Origin of the sequence: Flagellimonas sp. (assembly GCF_965222555.1) — a bacterium.
Lineage (GTDB): Bacteria > Bacteroidota > Bacteroidia > Flavobacteriales > Flavobacteriaceae > Flagellimonas.
Genome location: NZ_CBDCUG010000005.1, coordinates 1 through 18235 on the forward strand (window position 1 = coordinate 1; position 18235 = coordinate 18235).

Annotated in this window: 9 protein-coding genes; 2 read left to right on the forward strand and 7 right to left on the reverse strand. The window is 38.5% G+C overall.

Annotation, left to right across the window (positions count from 1 at the left end; genetic code table 11):
- Window positions 1–1367 precede the first annotated feature (1367 nt).
- Window positions 1368–1520, forward strand: coding sequence for a hypothetical protein (locus ACOQO1_RS08625; RefSeq protein ID WP_420602471.1), 153 nt, complete (start codon window positions 1368–1370; stop codon window positions 1518–1520).
- A gap of 4084 nt (window positions 1521–5604) precedes the next feature.
- Here the strand turns inward: ACOQO1_RS08625 and ACOQO1_RS08630 are convergent.
- The 7 genes from ACOQO1_RS08630 to ACOQO1_RS08660 form a co-directional block, all read right to left on the reverse strand.
- Window positions 5605–7902, reverse strand: a complete 2298-nt coding sequence (locus ACOQO1_RS08630; RefSeq protein ID WP_420602472.1) for a spondin domain-containing protein — start codon at window positions 7900–7902, stop codon at window positions 5605–5607.
- A 120-nt stretch (window positions 7903–8022) separates the two neighbouring features.
- Window positions 8023–8664 (reverse strand): Crp/Fnr family transcriptional regulator, encoded by a 642-nt coding sequence (locus ACOQO1_RS08635; protein ID WP_420602473.1) that lies wholly within the window; start codon window positions 8662–8664, stop codon window positions 8023–8025.
- 41 nt (window positions 8665–8705) lie between these two features.
- Window positions 8706–9980 carry a sterol desaturase family protein gene (locus tag ACOQO1_RS08640; protein ID WP_420602474.1) on the reverse strand — a complete coding sequence of 425 codons (1275 nt, stop codon included), beginning with the start codon at window positions 9978–9980 and terminating at the stop codon, window positions 8706–8708.
- Window positions 9981–10058: 78 nt separating this feature from the next.
- Complete coding sequence (locus tag ACOQO1_RS08645) at window positions 10059–11447, reverse strand: Gfo/Idh/MocA family protein (RefSeq protein ID WP_420602475.1); 1389 nt, start codon at window positions 11445–11447, stop codon at window positions 10059–10061.
- Between the two features lie 154 nt (window positions 11448–11601).
- On the reverse strand, window positions 11602–13887 hold the full coding sequence (locus ACOQO1_RS08650; RefSeq protein ID WP_420602476.1) for an FdhF/YdeP family oxidoreductase: 2286 nt from the start codon (window positions 13885–13887) through the stop codon (window positions 11602–11604).
- A 37-nt stretch (window positions 13888–13924) separates the two neighbouring features.
- Window positions 13925–14629, reverse strand: a complete 705-nt coding sequence (locus ACOQO1_RS08655) for a LytR/AlgR family response regulator transcription factor (protein ID WP_420602477.1) — start codon at window positions 14627–14629, stop codon at window positions 13925–13927.
- A gap of 4 nt (window positions 14630–14633) precedes the next feature.
- Complete coding sequence (locus tag ACOQO1_RS08660; RefSeq protein ID WP_420602478.1) at window positions 14634–15632, reverse strand: sensor histidine kinase; 999 nt, start codon at window positions 15630–15632, stop codon at window positions 14634–14636.
- A gap of 211 nt (window positions 15633–15843) precedes the next feature.
- On the opposite strand from ACOQO1_RS08660, the gene ACOQO1_RS08665 reads away from it, so the two are divergent.
- Entirely contained in the window at window positions 15844–18234 is a 2391-nt protein-coding gene (locus tag ACOQO1_RS08665; RefSeq protein WP_420602479.1) for a TonB-dependent receptor domain-containing protein, read from the forward strand.
- Window position 18235 lies beyond the last annotated feature (1 nt).

The window sequence follows — 18235 nt, forward strand, 5'->3', positions numbered from 1 at the left end:
CTCATGATTCTCCAGTACCCTTCCCTCTACCAATGCCAGCTTATGGAGGATTCTTTGCCCCTTTGTCTGATTTTCTACCAGAGAACTTCCCACATCCACCTTTACAGAGGTATAGATATAAATCAGATATAAATTTAACAGTTAAAAAGTCAAATTTATCAATCACATTAATTTAAGACCCACATAATGATGCATTTTAAGTAAATATGAAATATCAATTACTTTAAAGGATTTCTGCACTGAAAGAAACACCAGTCAGTCTTAATTATCTATTGAACATATTTTTATATCCAAAAAAGAATTGTGTAAAAAAAGAAAATTTTACAAATCATATTACCGGCCTGGGGAACTTGGTTGTTAGCCATTACTAAAACACTATATAATTTTTATTAAGAAAGTCACAAAAATTTCACAATACATATTGTTATATGTTATAAATATGTATATTTTCTTTAAATTAGATGTAATTTAGCAGTGATGCTTCTCTCAGACTTGGTTGTAGATGGTATAGGTATAGACTGGACTGTTCATTTACCTCTCATGCTTCACATCATATTCTTAGGTAACTATTCCTTATATAAGTATCACTGGCATGAGAATCTTCAGGCTTTTGGTTGATTTCAGGCCTTTTGACACAAATTTGCAGATAAAAAATGCTGTGGATTTCATCTGAAAAAGTTCAATCTCACCTTGAACCGAAGCGTAAGGGAGATGTTTCAGACTTTCTTGAAAAAAAAAAGCAATTTTCACGACTACTGAAACATCATTATATTTCGTAAAGATATTCATTAGATATTGTAATACTGTCATCAGCTTGAAATATTTGATTGTCTTTTAGGTTTGGACCACAGTCGGTCTCTGATACATGAGCACTGTAAGAAGCTACTATTGAATCTACTTCTTACACTTTCTGCACACAACGACCATTTTGAGGTAGCTCGGATTCTTCTCAGCAATAAGACCATCAACGATGACTTTGCACTAACAATACCAAACTGCAACAGCAAAGGTCATGCACCCTCAGGTGAATGATTAAATGTTATAATGTTGCAGTTAAAGTCTTACTAATTTTATTTTTTTACCTTTAAAGAACCTCCACATCTCCTTTGTACAGGTAGAGTTCTTCTAATTCTCGACAGCTCTTTATTTTCTTCTTTGGACAATTTCTTAGGAAATTTTCACATCCAGATAAAACATTTGAGGGGCTTAGTGGACCAAGATTCATTCTCCTCCTCTGTGGCCTTCTCAGCTTTTATCCTGCAGATGCACCCCTGAGAATGAAGTAAAGAATGTAGTTTAATTATAATGTCCTATTTCCATGTTATGGAATAGCTGAAACTGTATCATTACAATACTTTGTAGATGGTATGGAATCTGTTGGGGTGACACAGTCTATGTTCAGTATTAACAGTTCAGCTGTGGTTACATCAGACAGTGTGTCCAGTCTGGTCGATGTAGAATCATTGGAGACTACAGAACAAGATGCCAAGGCTCTCATTGAATTCCTGGCCACAAGGTGACATTGAATATTCTGAATTTTTGGTAAATAATCTCTCAAAAGAACCTGTTTTTTATTTGCTTTTGGAATCAAAATTTTCAGTATAATTTGGTTCATGCCAAAAGCGTACATCCAAAAAAACAGATTTTCCATTAAGGTGTAGGCATGCAAATCTGCTATCCTTTTGAACTTTCTTCCATTATGTAACAAATAATTTACAAATAATCCAGTACTTACTTAGACATTTCTTGAAATTCCCTGCTAACATTTTTGCTTTTATCATTAACAGGAGACGGCGACCTCTGTGGAGCTATGAAGACATTACAGCTAAAGTATGGAATATAAAGAGTGCTGACCAATTAGAACATTTCCTCAAACATGTGTTACGAGTGTTCAAGGAGTCGGTACCACTGGCTCATATAGAACAACGGTGGGCTCATGTGGCTCTCCAACTGGCCCTGTCATGTTCTTCACGTCATTATGCTGGAAGGTCTCTCCAGGTAGGATGATACAAATAAATTATTTTTGATGGCTAATTTTTCCATTTTTAGCAACATTAATTGAGTGTCTCTCATTATTGTGTTGTCACTTGTTCAATATTTGTGATAAAAAATTTTGACTTTTTTAATTAATAAAGTATACATAAGGTAATTGAAGATGATTAAAAGGATTAATTACTAATGCATAAAAGAATTCTGAGGTTTAATTATGTATTAAAAAATGACCCACTGGGGTATATACCTTTTGGTTAATACATCTTTATTTTAATATGATTTGTTTGATTCTAGGTATTTCGAGCATTAAAAGTGCCACTGAGTTCACAAATGTTGTCAGATATTTTGTCTCGGCTTGTGGAGACAGTTGCTGAACATTGGGAAGACATGCAGGTATGGTTGAAAGCCTGATTCCCACCTAGGCCAGACTTAAGTTGTGTTTTACCCATAAAAATTTAAATTGATTTATTTATCTAGAATTTGCTAATTTAATTTCAGGGTTACTTTTTATTTTTTAGGGTTATGTGACTGAAATAATGTTAACATTAGAGGCATCGGTAGACAACATAGACATGGATATCAGACCAATAGACTATATGAAAGAGTTATTTATGTCCACTCCAAACCTATCTAAAGAGATGAAAGACAGTCGTAAGGTGGCGACGGTAGTCATGAGACAGAATGTTCCGGTACACCATTTCCGAAGTACTAGTTACACACCTTCTATGTTAACTAGGAGGCTTGTTACTTCAGCTCCTCTTGATAGATGTAAGTTTAAAGTTATTCATAAATTCATAAAAAAATTTCACAACTTAAGAGGAACTTTCTCCAGTACAGAAAGAAAAAGGAAACCAGATTGAATCTTTAGAATTGCAGTAGATCATTTAAAAGTGAATTAACAGGTCTGCGCTTCTTATTCTGGGGACTGTGAATGTTCTCAGACAATGTAAACAATGAATTTTATGAGTGAGAAAAAGAAAAAATACCAAATTATGAAGCATATGTTGAATTTTAAATAATCAGATACACTCCTGATATATTGTATGATTATTTCAGCTGAACAACGCCAGCACCGGATGTCGATGTATGAGAACGAATCTCGTCGTACAGTGAACACAAACCTCTCTCGATCACGAAGTGCTCAGTCACTCAAACAGCTGTCAGACCCTGCTAACACTGATGACAAACTGACAATACTGTCACAGATGTTCTGGTTGGCTGTCTGTGTGCTGGAGTCTGATTACGAACATGAGTTTCTTCTATCTGTTCGGCTGCTAGATAAGGTTTTTTAGTAATAAGGCCACAAAAAGTTAATTATATGTTTCTCAGGCACCGCCCGCGTCACTTTCAACCCCCCCCCGCATCAAAAATTTTATTGCATTCGAACTGATAAATGTGAAAAATCGTCGACACATAGTGAATTAACAGTTCAATCTGGCCGCCATTTGCCTTGTTTATGGTTGGTTGGTTGGTTGAATTCTGGTGCACCCGCTCTCGCGATTCGGCACCACTTATTAAAAGTCGGAATTTTTACGGAACATCGTCGGAACATCATTTTTATTCACAAAAGGTAAAAAAAAATAAAAATAAAAAGTCGCCCTCCCGCATCTTTTTCCGAAAAAAAGTGCCTGAGAAACATATAATTAAGTTTTCGTGGCCTAAGTAGTGCGAATATTGCTTGATTGTGCATTGTATTAATTAACCTTTAGCTAGTAATGCATGCTTTTCTGGCTAAAATGGTTGAACTTGATGCTCAGTAGGGAGGTTCTGAGTTGTAATTTTGGAATCCTGCGATTCACAATAATTTTGATAAGAAATTTTATACCTGTCTCACTGAAATTGATAACATAGTTAGTACACTACCATTTTTACAGGATAAAGTACCAGAATCAACCTAGAACTTTATTAGCCTCTTTGAATATAAAATTACACGTATTTCTCCGGATGAAATGGGTTACATTTTTAAAGCATTTGAAATAACTTGATTACCTAGTAGTTTTTTTTCTTGAGAAGGACTAAAAATTACTTTGTGGGAAGTGCAAATAAACAGAATAAGGAAACTGTGTACACTTTTTATTGTATTTTTAGATATTAAAGCAATTACAGCCTGACAGACCGGAATGCAGGGAAAAGTTGGAAAAAATTCAGCAACAGCTGAACTGGTCAGATTTTCCTGGAGTTCAAGCTCTTTTGCTAAAGGTGACAAGTCATGACAGTTTATAAAAAATTATCATAAAATTACATTGTACAGTGATATCTTTGTGTAAATACCCCTGAGTATCAAACGACAAGGTGAAATGTAAATTTGTGTTATTTGAAGGGCTGTACTTCACCTGTGACGGCTGAAGCTACATGGACCTTGCTGTCTAAGTTAACACAGTCTATTCAGGCCCCAGTTATTGATCCATCAGGGAGCATTGGTAATTATTTTAAAAATTTTTAACTATTAATCATGTGATATCCAAATGTTTCCAGTCAAAAGGATTTCTTTATCAAATCTTGTTACATTATGTCATATTTTCTGTTTCTGTCTTTAACTTAAATTTGGTATTAAAAGTGTTATTTTTCATTCCATCAGCATTTCCTATGAATGTGATAGCCCTGTTACCATACATGGTGGAACATTATGAATCTCCGAACAAGACTTGCACTGAGGCTGCTGAGTATATTTCACAGGTACTTACAAGGGTGAAGAACTAACATTTAACTTAAAAATTTTAAAAACTGAAGTATTTTACATTTATTATTTAAATTTCAGAAATGTATGGAGCACTCTGATAAACTTGACAATCTGGCTACAGTAATGACTTTCTATAGCCGAGGAACATTTGCCAAAGATAATTTCCAATGGACCAAATGTGTCATCAAATATCTGTATGATGTGTACTCGAATCTTAGTACTCCCATGGTAGCATTTCTTGTTGAGGTAAAAGAAAACTTTAAATTTTAAGCCACTTTGAGCATTTTTGTATTAAGAGGAATGGATCCTCTCTAAATAGATCACCTATAAATGCGTATATACCCTTCGTGAATTGTCAGTTTAAGTTGGCCATCATATGCCTGCATCTTTTTTTGTTGGTTGTTTGATAACCAGCTGGTTGCAGCACATACTAAAAGTCTAAAATTTCTGGAAAGTACTCAGATACATAACATTTTTATAACATTTTATTAAAAAAATAAAAATTAAAAGCTGCCTTTCTGCATCATTTCTAAAAAAAGTGCCTGAGAAACATACTACTAATTTTTTTGGCCTTAAGATAAATTTTAATAATTAAGTAGTTGTATGAAATTGAACTTTTAACAGTATTTTGGGAAGGGCAAAAATTTAAGACTACTAATGTTTTATTTCAAAATATCTGTTTTGTGGCATTTTACTTTCTTAACTTTAAAGTAAAGAGTGGTCATACAAACAGATTGCAGTAAGTTTGGTACTTTGGACAACTAAAATTTGTCTGAATGAAGAGGAGTTTCTACTTATTCAATAATTGTAAGATTCAGAGCAGTTTGTTCCACCTTTAAATTTAAACACTGACATTTCATTTGACAGGTGTTGGAAAAAGGGCCCCCATCCACTCAGCTGGCTGTAATTCAGATCTTACACTGTACTTTGCACTACGTTGATGTCACAGCTTCACCTGCTAAAGGCATTAACAGTGACCTACTGACTCTCCTAATGGTAGTGTTTGTATCTGCCGGGCCTTCATTAGGGCCTGACTGCCTTGGTGCTTGGTAGCTTCCAAAGCCAACGGGCTGGTCTGTCTCAGTACCCGCGTCAAACAAATAGGACTCATCACTTTCAGAAGTGCCAGAGAAGGGAGTTCCATTCTCATCAAATAATGCCACTCCATTGTTGTTATAACTAATGAACCAATCATTGGTCTGTACCAGCATTGTACTAATTCCTAGTTTGTAATCTTGACCTTGTGGCACATCAATACTGAACGATAAATATCCTCCTGGACCAATTGGCGCAGTTTCATTGCTTGCCGCAACCGGAAGTCCAAGGTTATCAAAATAAGACACCGCTATTGCATTGTTACCATCTTCAGACAGTTCTTCCAATCCACTTCCTGATATAACTTCTGCTCCTTGCGTAAAGAAAGGATCACTTTCTGTATTAAAGGCATAAACAATTCCAGGAGAAAAAACACTCAAGGATGAAGCCAATCGTAGAGGTGAACCATTACTTCCAGTTTCTGTGAACCATCCATAAAGTTCTCCAGGCATACCATCTTCAGCAATTCTTTCCAAACCTACTCCTCTATCTTCTTCTCCTAAAGTGAACAAAGGTTCAGGTTGGGCATGAAGTACAACTATACCCGGTGTAACCACAAATCCATTGGTTGAACTTGCTGGCTGACCTGGGTCAGGTGTATTTATGGCTGTAATGGTCAATGTAAAGGTACCGGCAGAGTTTCCATCTCCGTTTGCGTAATCCAATACGGCAGTTAAATAAATATCCCCTGTATCTCTCCCTTCTACCAATCTAACCTGTGTATTGGAATCAGCAGGCCCTACATCCGCACCTGCTGGTGGAAAAGTAGCCGGGTCATTGTCCGCTTCCGTACCCAAATCGTACAACGAAAGCTGATCAGCTATATCCACTCCGTTCAGGGCCTGTCCATTAGGGAATAGGTCGATACCGTTTAAATCCGTTGGGGCCAAAAACCAATCATTGCTATTTGCCATCATTGTTACAGGAGTGAACTTAGTTCCAGGCACTGCTTTAAATGATATCTGATATTTGGCTCCATTGGTTGCCAATGGTCCCGGGTCTGAAGCTCCTACAGGAGTTGTAAACGTATGGACATTCAGGTAATTTATCACATTGCTGATGGTAATGTTAAAAGTGGTTTTAGCCACTTCGGTGTCATTGGCCAATCCTAAAGATGGGTTTATCTCCTCCGACCAATCAGAAGCAGAATTGCCCTCTCCATCATATTCAATACTGTAGCTATCCAATCTTACTGCGGAAACATATTCGCCTGCTGTCCAGATGCCTGCTTCAACGGCTACATTCTCACGTGCGCTTCCAGCTGCACCCCACTGTACAAAATCAACAATGGCATCAGCACTTGTAAACGAGTTATTGGAGTAAAGGCCCAATCCCTCGCTATTTCCCATTGTAAATGGCAACACCAAAAATGCCCCTGGTTCCAACATAATATTGCCACTTTCCGGGGTAATTTCATTTATCTGACTATATCTTCCAGGTCCTAAGCATAACCAATATTGACTTAAATCCACGGTAACATTGCCATTATTGTAAAGTTCCACCAAATCCTTGCTTCCATATTGTACCTCATTAATCACAATGGACCTAACTTCTTCAGGAACGGTCAGTTGATTATCCGCACCAATAGTAACGGTTGTAGTTTCCGCCCAATTGGAAGCTCCTGTGCCTTCCCCATCAAATATTATGGTGTAATCCGCATTGCCCATAACTGGTACAAACTCTCCGGCGGTCCAAACGCCCGCTTCAACCGCCACATTCTCTCTTGCTGTTGATCCAGCACCCCATTGTACAAAATCAACCAAGGTAGATGCATCGGTAAAATCAGAGTTATTACTATATAATCCTATTCCCCCTTCTGCATTGGGCATTTCGTACGAAACGGATAAAAAGCTTCCAGCCGTTAGCTGTAAATTCCCATCGACAGTTAAATCCCCTATTTTTCTATAGGTCCCAGGGCCAAGACAAAGAAAATAATCAGTTAAATCAACGGTATTATCTCCATTGTTTACAATTTCTACCCAATTACCAAGGTATTGAACTTCGTTGAGTCTTACATTAACCTCTGCGGTCGGTTCTGGCTCAGTTGGTACTTCACCAACTATGTCATTGTCATCATCGCTACATGATGCAAAAACAACTGCAAACAGCAGTACTTTGAATAAATTTCTTTTCATAATTCTTTTTTTAGATTAATTATGATCCAAAACTACTTCCACCCACAACCGAAAAACGGTGATCAAAATCACCGTTTTCTGTTAAATCCGTATTAAAAGCCGTTATACTTTTGTGATATTCTAGCAGTTCACTAGTTCGATATATCTTTTATGCTGTACCAAAATTCCAGTCTTTTCAAGCTTTTTAGTGATTCTTGAAATAACTTCACGTGAGGTGCCCAAATCCAAGGCTATCTTTTTATGGGATAGGTGTATTAATTGACTATTATCCCTTTTCGCTTTGTTTTCCAAATATTTGACCAAGCGGTCCTCAATTCCAAAACAAACAATCTCTTTTGTAGTCTGTAGCAAATCTTCAAAGTTCCGCTGGAAATCGTTTATGATGATTCTGGCAAAGGTTGGATATTTTACAAACCATTCCTTCACCTTATTAACTGGAAGGGTCATAACAACGGTATCTTCTTCCGTTATAGCCGAAAATTGTACGGGTTTTGGGTCAAAAAGATGGTTAAAGCTTAAAATGCAAGATTCTCCTGAGTTGATATAGTACAACAAAAACTGCACATCTTCTTCTTCCGCATACATTTTAATCCGACCTTTTAATACTACAGGCAAAAAGTTCAGATATGCACCTTGTTTTACCACATAGGAGCTACTCGGAAATTCATGATAACTACAAGATGATATAATTTCTTGGTAAAGTCTTTCTTCAAGTATAGGAAAGCACTGTTTGATGTATGATTGGTTAGTATCGACCACCATAGTATTGGCATTCTTAATGTTAAGGATTCTGAATGTAATCCTTAAGTCTGCGAAACTATACCAACCTTTCTTTTATTCTGATCAAAAAAAGTGAAATAAATACCTCCAAACATGGATATTACGAAGTAAAGCCCAATCAAATAGCTGCCAAATGGCAAATATGCATTCAAACCAAACCAATCCCCCGTCGTAAAAATCAATAGTATACCGGCAACACTTCTAAAAACCTCTATCCATACAGCATAAATTTTTCTATCCATTAAACTGGTATAGCCATAAATCCCAAGAAAAACGAAAGCTCCAAAAAGAATCAAGTTGTTAAACCCAATTTCAGCATAGTTATAGAACATGAACAACAACATTGCGGTATTGAACAATAGTTGAAAAATTGCGTATCCTTTTAGGCTTAAAGAAGTTTCTGGTTGATATTTTGAAAAGTTATAGACATCTTCAATTTTAGATATGGGATACTTCTGTGCCACATCTGCCGGACGCCATCCAGTGGGCATAAACCAAATGCGAAATTTATCCCATATGTTTTCAGTCCGCCATGCATCTACACATAACCTCCAAAAATGCTGGAAGTTGATTAAAATGGGGTTCCAAGTTGCCGCTGGTTTTAAAACCCCGTATTGGGGAGGAACATCATCCAACTCTTCTTGAAAGGTCCCAAACCAACGGTCCCAAATACAAAGTATCTGTCCTAGGTTTTTATCAATATACTCCGGATTTATTGCATGGTGAACCCTATGTTGTGAAGGAGTAACAATAATATATTCCAACCATCCCATCTTACCAATATGCTGCGTATGATACCAAAACTGTGCAAACAAATGGATAGGTGCCAAAATTGCTATTATCTCGCCAGGCACTCCAAGGAAGGCAGCAGGAAGCAACAATAGCGGAAAATAGCCCACCACATTTGAGATGGATTGTCGTAATGCACAAGCCAAATTAAATTCTTCACTGCTATGATGAATTACATGCTGGTTCCAAAAAATATTGATGTGATGGCTCAATCTATGATTCCAATAACCTGCAAAATCAATGGCGATAAACGCAATTAGCCATACTGCCCATGTGGCTTCTATCTGAATCAAGGCCAGATGTTCCACCAAATAGGGATATGTGACCAAAACAACGGCTAATCCCAATGAATCCTTTACAATATTTGTAAGTCCAGAACTGAGGCTGCTAACGGTATCCATTACATTGTGCATCTGCTTTTTTACAAAATGCCCATACAGAATCTCAAAAAGCACCAATCCGATAAAAAATGGGATAGCATATAATAATGCGGTAGCGTAGGTTTCCATATTCTAAATGTACAAAATCATCTTTAATGATCTTGCATGGAATCCAATACCAATTACTGCCCTTATGTCATGTAAAGTTTAGCTAACAATGTCCAAAGGAGCTGTATCCTTCCAGTTTCCTCTAGTGAAATCTGGGAATGGCTGTGGTGCCCCGCCACTAGCTACAGAACGTTCACTAAGTGGTGCCACGGCACTCCAGAAACAACCCTCGTACACATTTTGATCAAGAGGAAGTCCTTTTTGCAAGCACTCAACGACACGGTATATCATAATTCCATCCATACCTCCATGACCACTGCCTTTGGCAGCTTGGTTCAATCGTTTGTATAATGGGTGATCGTATTTTTCATAAAGCGCTTGTAATTGTTCGCCTTTCACCCAGGAATGGTGATCCTTGGTCAATCCTTCCACTCCACCTTCCAAGGCCACTCTAGTTGGGAAACCAGCCAAAGTTCCTTTTGTACCTTGAATTAGGTTTAAACGGGTATACGGCCTGGGACTTGTTTCATCCCATTGTACCATTATGGTTTTGCCCAATGCTGTCTTAATTATTGAGGTATTCAAATCTCCTCCTTTATAATCCAGTTGGTTCCATTTATGATCAGCTGGATAGTTCTTTTTGGCATATGCGGCCCTACCTCTTGATGGTGTTGAAAATGATACCAAACTACCAAAATTATCTTCTCCCCTACCCAAGTTCATATATTGCGCAACCGGTCCCAGACCGTGTGTGGGGTATAAATTTCCGTTGCGATGGGCATAATGGGGTGTTCGCCAAGAACCTGTCCCTCTTTTCTGTTCTTCCATCTGAAAGCGCAACTCGTGAATATAAGCTGCCTCTCCATGCAAAACCTCTCCTATAACTCCCTGTCTGCACATGTTCAAAAACATCAGTTCATCTCTGCTATAGTTTACATTCTCAAGCATCATACAATGCTTTTGGGTACGCTCACTAGCATCAACAATATCCCACATTTCCTCCAATGTTACAGCAATGGGAACCTCAACAAAGGCATGGGCACCTTTGTTCATGGACTCAATGGCCATGGGCGCATGATTTTTCCAGTTAGTTGCTATAAAAACCACATCTGGCTTAACTTCATCCAGCATCACCTTCCATTTGTTCTCATCTCCCCAGTATTGCTTGATGTTTTTATGTCTGCCTGGTTTTGAAACTTCTTTTACCCAACCTGTCTTTTGTTTGACCAAATCCTCATAGAGGTCACAAATAGCGACCACCTCTGTATTGGGCAGATCAGCAAAAAACCTAACATGTCCACCACCTCTTGCACCTACACCAATAAATGCAGCCCGTACCTTTTCCAACTTTGGTGCTGCAAAGTCACCCATATATTGTGATTTTAAAGGTCTGTCAGCTCCTGCTTTTAGATAATTAGGCATTATGGAAACAGCTGCCGCAGAGAGCGAGGTTTTTTTGATAAAATTACGTCTGTCGATATTTTTCATGGTGGTTTTTATAGTTGTGTTAACGTTAACATTACATTCTCCGAAAATACAAAAAAAATAATATCATCCCATTTTGTTGAACAGGATTAACATACAATTCTTAACACTATCATCCAAACAACGGATTCTGTTAATTCACAGGCACAAAACTATATTACCTGACCTCGATTTTAACAATTACGGATTTGCTAACAGGAGTATTGCTCTTATCAGCGTAGAGGTCGATGGGAACCAACATATTGGTTTCTGGGAAATAGGCACAAAGGTTTTTGGACGGAATGTTATATGGGATTATTTTAAAGTTTTCCGCTTTGCGTTGTTTCCCCGAATAATTACTAATCAAATCAACTATTTGTAGTGGTTTCAGCCCTTTTTCTTTGATATCATCTGGATTCATGAAAATTACCCTTCGTTCCCCATAAATACCCCTATACCTATCATTCATTCCATAAATAGTGGTGTTGAACTGATCATGGCTACGAACAGTCATCAAAACAAACTCATCTTCCGCAAGATTGTGTTCTGGAAGTCCGCAAATAGAGAATTGGGCCCTCCCTCCAGGTAATTTTGAAAAATCCGCATCCCTGGCATTGTTGGGCAAATAAAATCCCGACCCTTTGGAACGACCGGAATAGTCTTCATAACCTCTTAAAACCTCAGAAATCTTTTCTCGAACCAAGTCATAATCACTTCCCAAAGTCATCCAATCAATGTTCGAGGATTCGCCAAAATATGCATTTGCCATTTCGGCAACAATTTCAGGTTCGCTTTTGAGCTTATCACTAGCGGGTTTCATTCGCCCCTTGCTCTGATGCACTTTGCCCATGCTGTTTTCTACGGTTACAAAGCGGTCTTTATCTTGCTCTGTCCTTCCCAAAGTGGGCAATATCAGTGCTGTTTTACCAACGGTCAAGTGGGTCCGGTTCAATTTAGTGCTCACCGAAACGGTTAAATCACAGTTTTCCAGTGCCTCAGCAGTATAGGCCGTATCTGAGGCTGCGGAAACAAAGTTTCCCCCAAGCGCAATGAACACCTTGGCCCTGCCTTGATGCATGGCCTGAATTGCATTGACCGTATCCAACCCCTCTTTATTTGGCGGGTTAAAACCAAAAGTTTCTTTTATAGCTTTGTTCAAGGGTTCCGAAACGTGGTGCATAATTCCTACGCTCCTATCTCCCTGCACATTGCTATGACCACGAACAGGACAAGTACCTGCGCCTTTTTTGCCAATACTCCCTTTGGCCAGCAAGAGATTCATGCATTCCTTAATGTTTTCCACCCCATTTTTGTGCTGCGTGAGGCCCATCGCCCAACATATGATGATTTTTGATTTTTTTGCCAATAAATCAACCGCTTCATCTATTTGAGTTGAATCAACTCCACATAGTTCCAGTAGTTGGTCTTCATCGTACTTTTCCAAATCCTTCAAAAGCTCTTGAAAGCCATTGGTTTTTTCTTTGATAAAATCATGGTCGAAAACAGATTCCTCATCTTTTTCCCTCTTTGCCAATCGCTTCATGAGCAGCTTGAGCAGCGATACATCCTGGTTAATCTTTACCTGAAGAAAAATATCGGTCAGCTGGGTGCCCTTGCCTAAAATCCCACTTAGCTGTTGCGGATTTTTGAATCGATTGAGTCCACTTTCGGAAAGTGGATTCACGGTTATGATCTTTCCACCTCTTTCCTTGCACTTTTGAAGTGCCGTTAGCATTCGAGGATGGTTGGTTCCCGGATTTTGACCAATGACCATAACCACCTCAGCCTCGTGCAAATCTTCCAGCACCACCGAGCCTTTTCCGATACCCAAAGTTTCAGAAAGGGCCACTCCACTGGATTCATGGCACATATTGGAACAATCTGGCATATTGTTGGTTCCAAAAGCACGAACAAATAGCCCGTATAAAAAGGCAGCTTCGTTGCTAGAACGTCCAGAGGTATAAAAAATGGCTTCGTCCGGCGAATCCAAAGTATGAAGTTGCTCAGCGATTAGTTGGAAAGCCTCTGGCCATGAAATGGGTTCATAGTGAATCGAATCCGGTTTTAAAATAAAAGGTTCCGTAATTCTACCGCTTTTTCCAATTTGGTAATCCGTCCATGTAGAAATTTCCTCAACCGAGTATTTTTTAAAAAAAGCCTTGTCCACACGTTCAAAAGTGGCTTCTTCAGCAATAGCTTTTGCTCCATTTTCGCAGTACTCGCCTAATTTTGAAGGTGTATCGGGGTCAGGCCAAGCACAGCCCGGGCAATCAAAGCCTTCTTTTTGATTCATTCGGGAAAGGGTTTTCAACGAACGAAACAAACCCGACTCTTTGCTCACATGTTCCAATGCAGCTTTCACTCCAGGAATACCGGCAGCATAATTTTTGGGGTCTGTAACCTTTAAATCTGAAAATTCAATATTTCCAGTAACTGAGATATTTCGTTTTGTGGAATTCGACATATTACTAAAATACAATTGTCTTTAATCCCACCCATCCTTATTTAAGGATTTCTTTTAAAAAAGCCTCCTTATAAGCTCTCCCTATCGGGATTTTACCTCCTCCTGAAAGGTTCACCTGGTTGCCAATCAGTTTTTCAATTTTATCCGCATTAATAATATGCGATTTATGAACCCTTTTGAACTTTTGGTTGGGCAGTGATTCCAACCAATACCGCAACGGTTCATTGGAAAGATATTTTTTCTTAGCAGTAACAACCTCCGTGTAATCGGAATCAGAATCAATATGCTCTATCGCATCCAGGTCGACCTTAATAAGTTCATGGCCCGATTTTATGTAAACGTATCCTCTTTGTTCTTCTTGCAATTGGCCAGTATCTATGACTACCTCTGCGTTTTGATTTAAGGGCACCTTAGCGATTGCCTTTAAAAATCTTTGAAACGAAAAGGGTTTCAATAAATAGTCCACCACGTTGAGTTCGTAGCTTTCCAAGGCATACTCGGAAAAAGCTGTTGTCAAAATCACATGGGGGGGCTTTGGTAGCGTTTTTAAAAAATCAATTCCTGAGATTTTCGGTAAATGGATATCCAAAAACAATAGCTCTACTTCTTCAGTCTTGAGGAATTTCATGGCAAGCAAAGCATCTGAAAACACCCCTTTAAGTTCTAGTGTATTCACGTCTTCGATAAACTTTTTCAAGATACGTTGTGCAGGTGGCTGATCTTCAATGATGATACATCTCATTACATTACGATTTTTCCAGTTCCATGGACAAGGATACGCTAAACAGGTTGTTTTTTTCCTTGATCAAAAGCTGATGCCTATTAGGGTACAACAATTCCAATCGCTTTTTTACATTCTCCAATCCAATACCTTTGGCAACGGAATCCAAACCGGCCACAGGCTCAAAGTTATTGGCGCACCTAAACTGTAGTTGATTATCCCTCTGAATCACTTCGATATCAATTTCAATATTAGAAGATTGACCTGATTGGCTATGTTTAAAGGCATTTTCAATAAACACAATTAAAATAAGTGGCGCAATCTTATAGCCTGATTTAATTTGCTGTACTTTAAATTGAACATCTCCTCTTTCTTCAATCTGTAATTTGTACAACTTAATAAAGTTGCCCAATTGTTCTATTTCCTTTTTTAAAGGAACAAATTTTTCCTTGCATTCATAAAGCATATAACGAAGTACCCCGCTCATTTCCAAAATAATTTCAGGGGTTTTGGAAGAGTTTTCCAAAGCATACGAGTATAAATTGTTCAAATTGTTGAACAAAAAGTGTGGATTGATCTGCGACCTCAAGAATTGAAGTTCACTTTCTTGCACTGTGCTTTTCAGTTCATCTATCTGCTTTTGTTTTTGGAGTGCATCCCATCCAAATTTGAACCCAGATAATATGGCAAGTATAGGAACAATGTCAAACAAAGCATAATAGGCTCCAGGGAAAACATTGGCTCGTCTTGTGCCAGAGTAAAAAATCTGTTCAATCACAAGTTCCTCTAACAGGATCAGTGCAACTATGATTGCCAAAACACTACCAAAAAATTTTAAGGGCTTCTTTTTATATAAAAAATTAGGCATTAAATAGTAAGCTATGATTCCTGAAGCCACAGCATAACTTAGAAAGAATGCAACTTCAGGAATATCAATACGAGGATCCCTCCGGTCAAAAGAATAGAATAGAAAGACCAGAAGATGCAGTATGATCTGAAAAGTAAGCTCCTTTCGAGTAATCACGTGTTCAATTTTAACAGCGTACAAAACTATTTGTCAAAAGGTAACAAAAGAAAAGTAATACTGTCAACAACATTTTTATGGCCTTGAACAACATTGGAAATGTTAAATTTTCTTAATCTGTGTCGATTGGAGCAAAATGAACGTTGTTCACAGAATTTCCCTAGATTTTTTTCTTGTTCCATGCCATCTTTGGAAAAGAAATTGAATACGCATGACATTTAAGAGAGAACCAAAACACTGTTTCTTATTGGTTTTAACCATTTTTCTTTCATTCCAGACTATTGAAGCTCAGGATAAAACTGTTGAGTTTTCTGGAAAAGTGGTTGACACATCTACGGGACAGGCAGTTGCATATGCCACGGTAATGGTTGCGGACAGCAATACTAAAAAAGCTATTGTTGGCACAACCACTCTGGAGGACGGTTCTTTTACGCTAAAAACGGATGCAGCGGATTACTATATAGAAATAAGTTTTATTGGTTTTGAAAAGAAAATACTTCAAAAACCGGACTCAAATGACCTTAAAATAGATTTGGGCATTATTGAAATTTCCGAAGATGCCCAAAAATTGGAAGAGGTTGTGGTAGAAGGAGAAGTTTCAAAAACCGTTTTTAAGCTGGATAAACGGGTCTTCAACGTTGGAAAGGATTTGAGCAGTGCAGGAGCCAGTGCTTTGGAAGTACTTAATAATGTCCCTTCGGTAAATGTCAACATTGAAGGTCAAATCAGTTTAAGGGGAAGTCAAGGTGTTCAGGTGCTTATCAACGGAAAACCATCCATAATCGCCAGTGATGAAAGCAATGCACTGGGAACCATTACCGCCGATATGATCGATCGCGTAGAGGTCATTACCAATCCATCTGCTAAATATGATGCCGAAGGCACATCAGGCATTATCAACATTGTAATTAAAAAAGAAGAACGGCGCGGTTTAAACGGTTCAGTTTCGGTAAACACCGGCGCTCCCGATAGTCACAGTGTAGGCATCAGTTTAAATCGAAGAACTGAGAAATTCAACCTGTTTACCCAATTGGGTGCTGGTTATCGTGAGCTGCCCAACGACAGGGAAAGCCGAAATACCGACTTGACGACCAACACCACCATTTTATCTGTTGGAGAAGAATTTCGTAATGAAGCCTATTACAATTTTGTACTGGGAACGGATTACTATTTTAATCCAACGAGTGTGTTGACCCTCTCGGGAAATTTTGCACTCGAAATTGAGGATCAACCTTCAACTACCAATTTTTCCTCTTTATCGGGAGTTGATGTTGTTACTTCGGAATGGGAAAGAACGGAGATTACCGAAGCCACAAACCCGAAATTTCAGTATGAATTGCAATACAAAAAGGATTTCAAGGGAAATGAAGACCACACCCTTTTGTTCAGTGCTTTGGGGAACTTTTTTGGCAAGGACCAGTCCTCAGAGTTTACGGACATCACTATTTCAGGCACAAACAACGATGACAGCCAACTTACGCGAACGGATTTTAAAGAAGCGGTATTCACCTTTAAACTGGATTATACCAAACCTTTTTCGGAAGAATTGACCTGGGAAGCCGGCGCTCAATACGTACTGAATGATGTTAGCAACGATTATGAGGTTCAAAATTTAGTCAATGGCGACTTTGAAGTAGACCCAGGCCTGACTAACATTTTTGAGTACGACCAAAAAGTATTGGGCCTATACACCACAGGAGCTTATGAAGGTAAAAAATGGGGCATAAAGGGCGGACTTCGCCTGGAACAGACCAATTTGAATACTTTTTTGACCAACACAGGCGAGGATAATTCGCAGGATTACAACAATCTATTTCCCAGTTTACATACATCTTACAAGTTTTCGGAAAAAGTTTCGCTGCAGGCTGGATACTCCAAACGAATCTACAGGCCCAGAATGTGGGATTTGAATCCTTTTTTCAATATCAGAAACAATTTTAGCATCCGACAAGGCAATCCAGAGCTTATGCCTGAATTTACAGATTCGTATGAAGTTACAAGTATCTTCTTCATTGGGAAAACGGCGCTCAATCTTGGTGTTTATCACCGCTATACCACAGATGTTATTGAACGTGTCTCCACGTTTGAAAACAATGTGAACACCACAAGACCGGAAAACATTGGTACCAATAAAACCACAGGAATCGAATTCAATACGAAGTATAGTCCAGTGAAGTGGCTCACCTTTAATGCGGATTTCAATTATAACAAATTTAGCAGAGAAGGTATTTTTGAGGCCGTTGTCTTTGATTTTGATGCAGATAGATGGTCCTCCAAACTTATGGGCAAGGTGAAATTTCCGGCTGATATTGACCTTGAAGCTACTGGAAATTATAGATCTAGCTACCAAACAGTGCAAGGTGAGGTTAATGACTACGCCTTTATGGATTTGGGCCTTCGCAAAAAGCTTTTGAAGGGAAAAGCCATCCTAAACCTGAGTGTCCGGGACCTCTTTGCGTCAAGAATCAGTGAAAGTCAGATTGCACAAGCAGATTTTGAGGTGTACAACCGCCGCTTACGTGGTCGTTTCGTAGCCTTTGGCTTTAGTTATGGTTTTGGAAAAGGGGAAGCCATGCAGTATTCAGGTGGACGGAGAAGGTGAA

What these genes read in the sequence shown, in the direction of transcription:
- ACOQO1_RS08625 (WP_420602471.1), top strand. Translation starts at nt 1,368, where the DNA reads ATGGAATCTGTTGGGGTGACACAGTCTATGTTCAGTATTAACAGTTCA.
- ACOQO1_RS08630 (WP_420602472.1), bottom strand. Translation starts at nt 7,902, where the DNA reads ATGAAAAGAAATTTATTCAAAGTACTGCTGTTTGCAGTTGTTTTTGCA.
- ACOQO1_RS08635 (WP_420602473.1), bottom strand. Translation starts at nt 8,664, where the DNA reads ATGGTGGTCGATACTAACCAATCATACATCAAACAGTGCTTTCCTATA.
- ACOQO1_RS08640 (WP_420602474.1), bottom strand. Translation starts at nt 9,980, where the DNA reads ATGGAAACCTACGCTACCGCATTATTATATGCTATCCCATTTTTTATC.
- ACOQO1_RS08645 (WP_420602475.1), bottom strand. Translation starts at nt 11,447, where the DNA reads ATGAAAAATATCGACAGACGTAATTTTATCAAAAAAACCTCGCTCTCT.
- ACOQO1_RS08650 (WP_420602476.1), bottom strand. Translation starts at nt 13,887, where the DNA reads ATGTCGAATTCCACAAAACGAAATATCTCAGTTACTGGAAATATTGAA.
- ACOQO1_RS08655 (WP_420602477.1), bottom strand. Translation starts at nt 14,629, where the DNA reads ATGAGATGTATCATCATTGAAGATCAGCCACCTGCACAACGTATCTTG.
- ACOQO1_RS08665 (WP_420602479.1), top strand. Translation starts at nt 15,844, where the DNA reads ATGACATTTAAGAGAGAACCAAAACACTGTTTCTTATTGGTTTTAACC.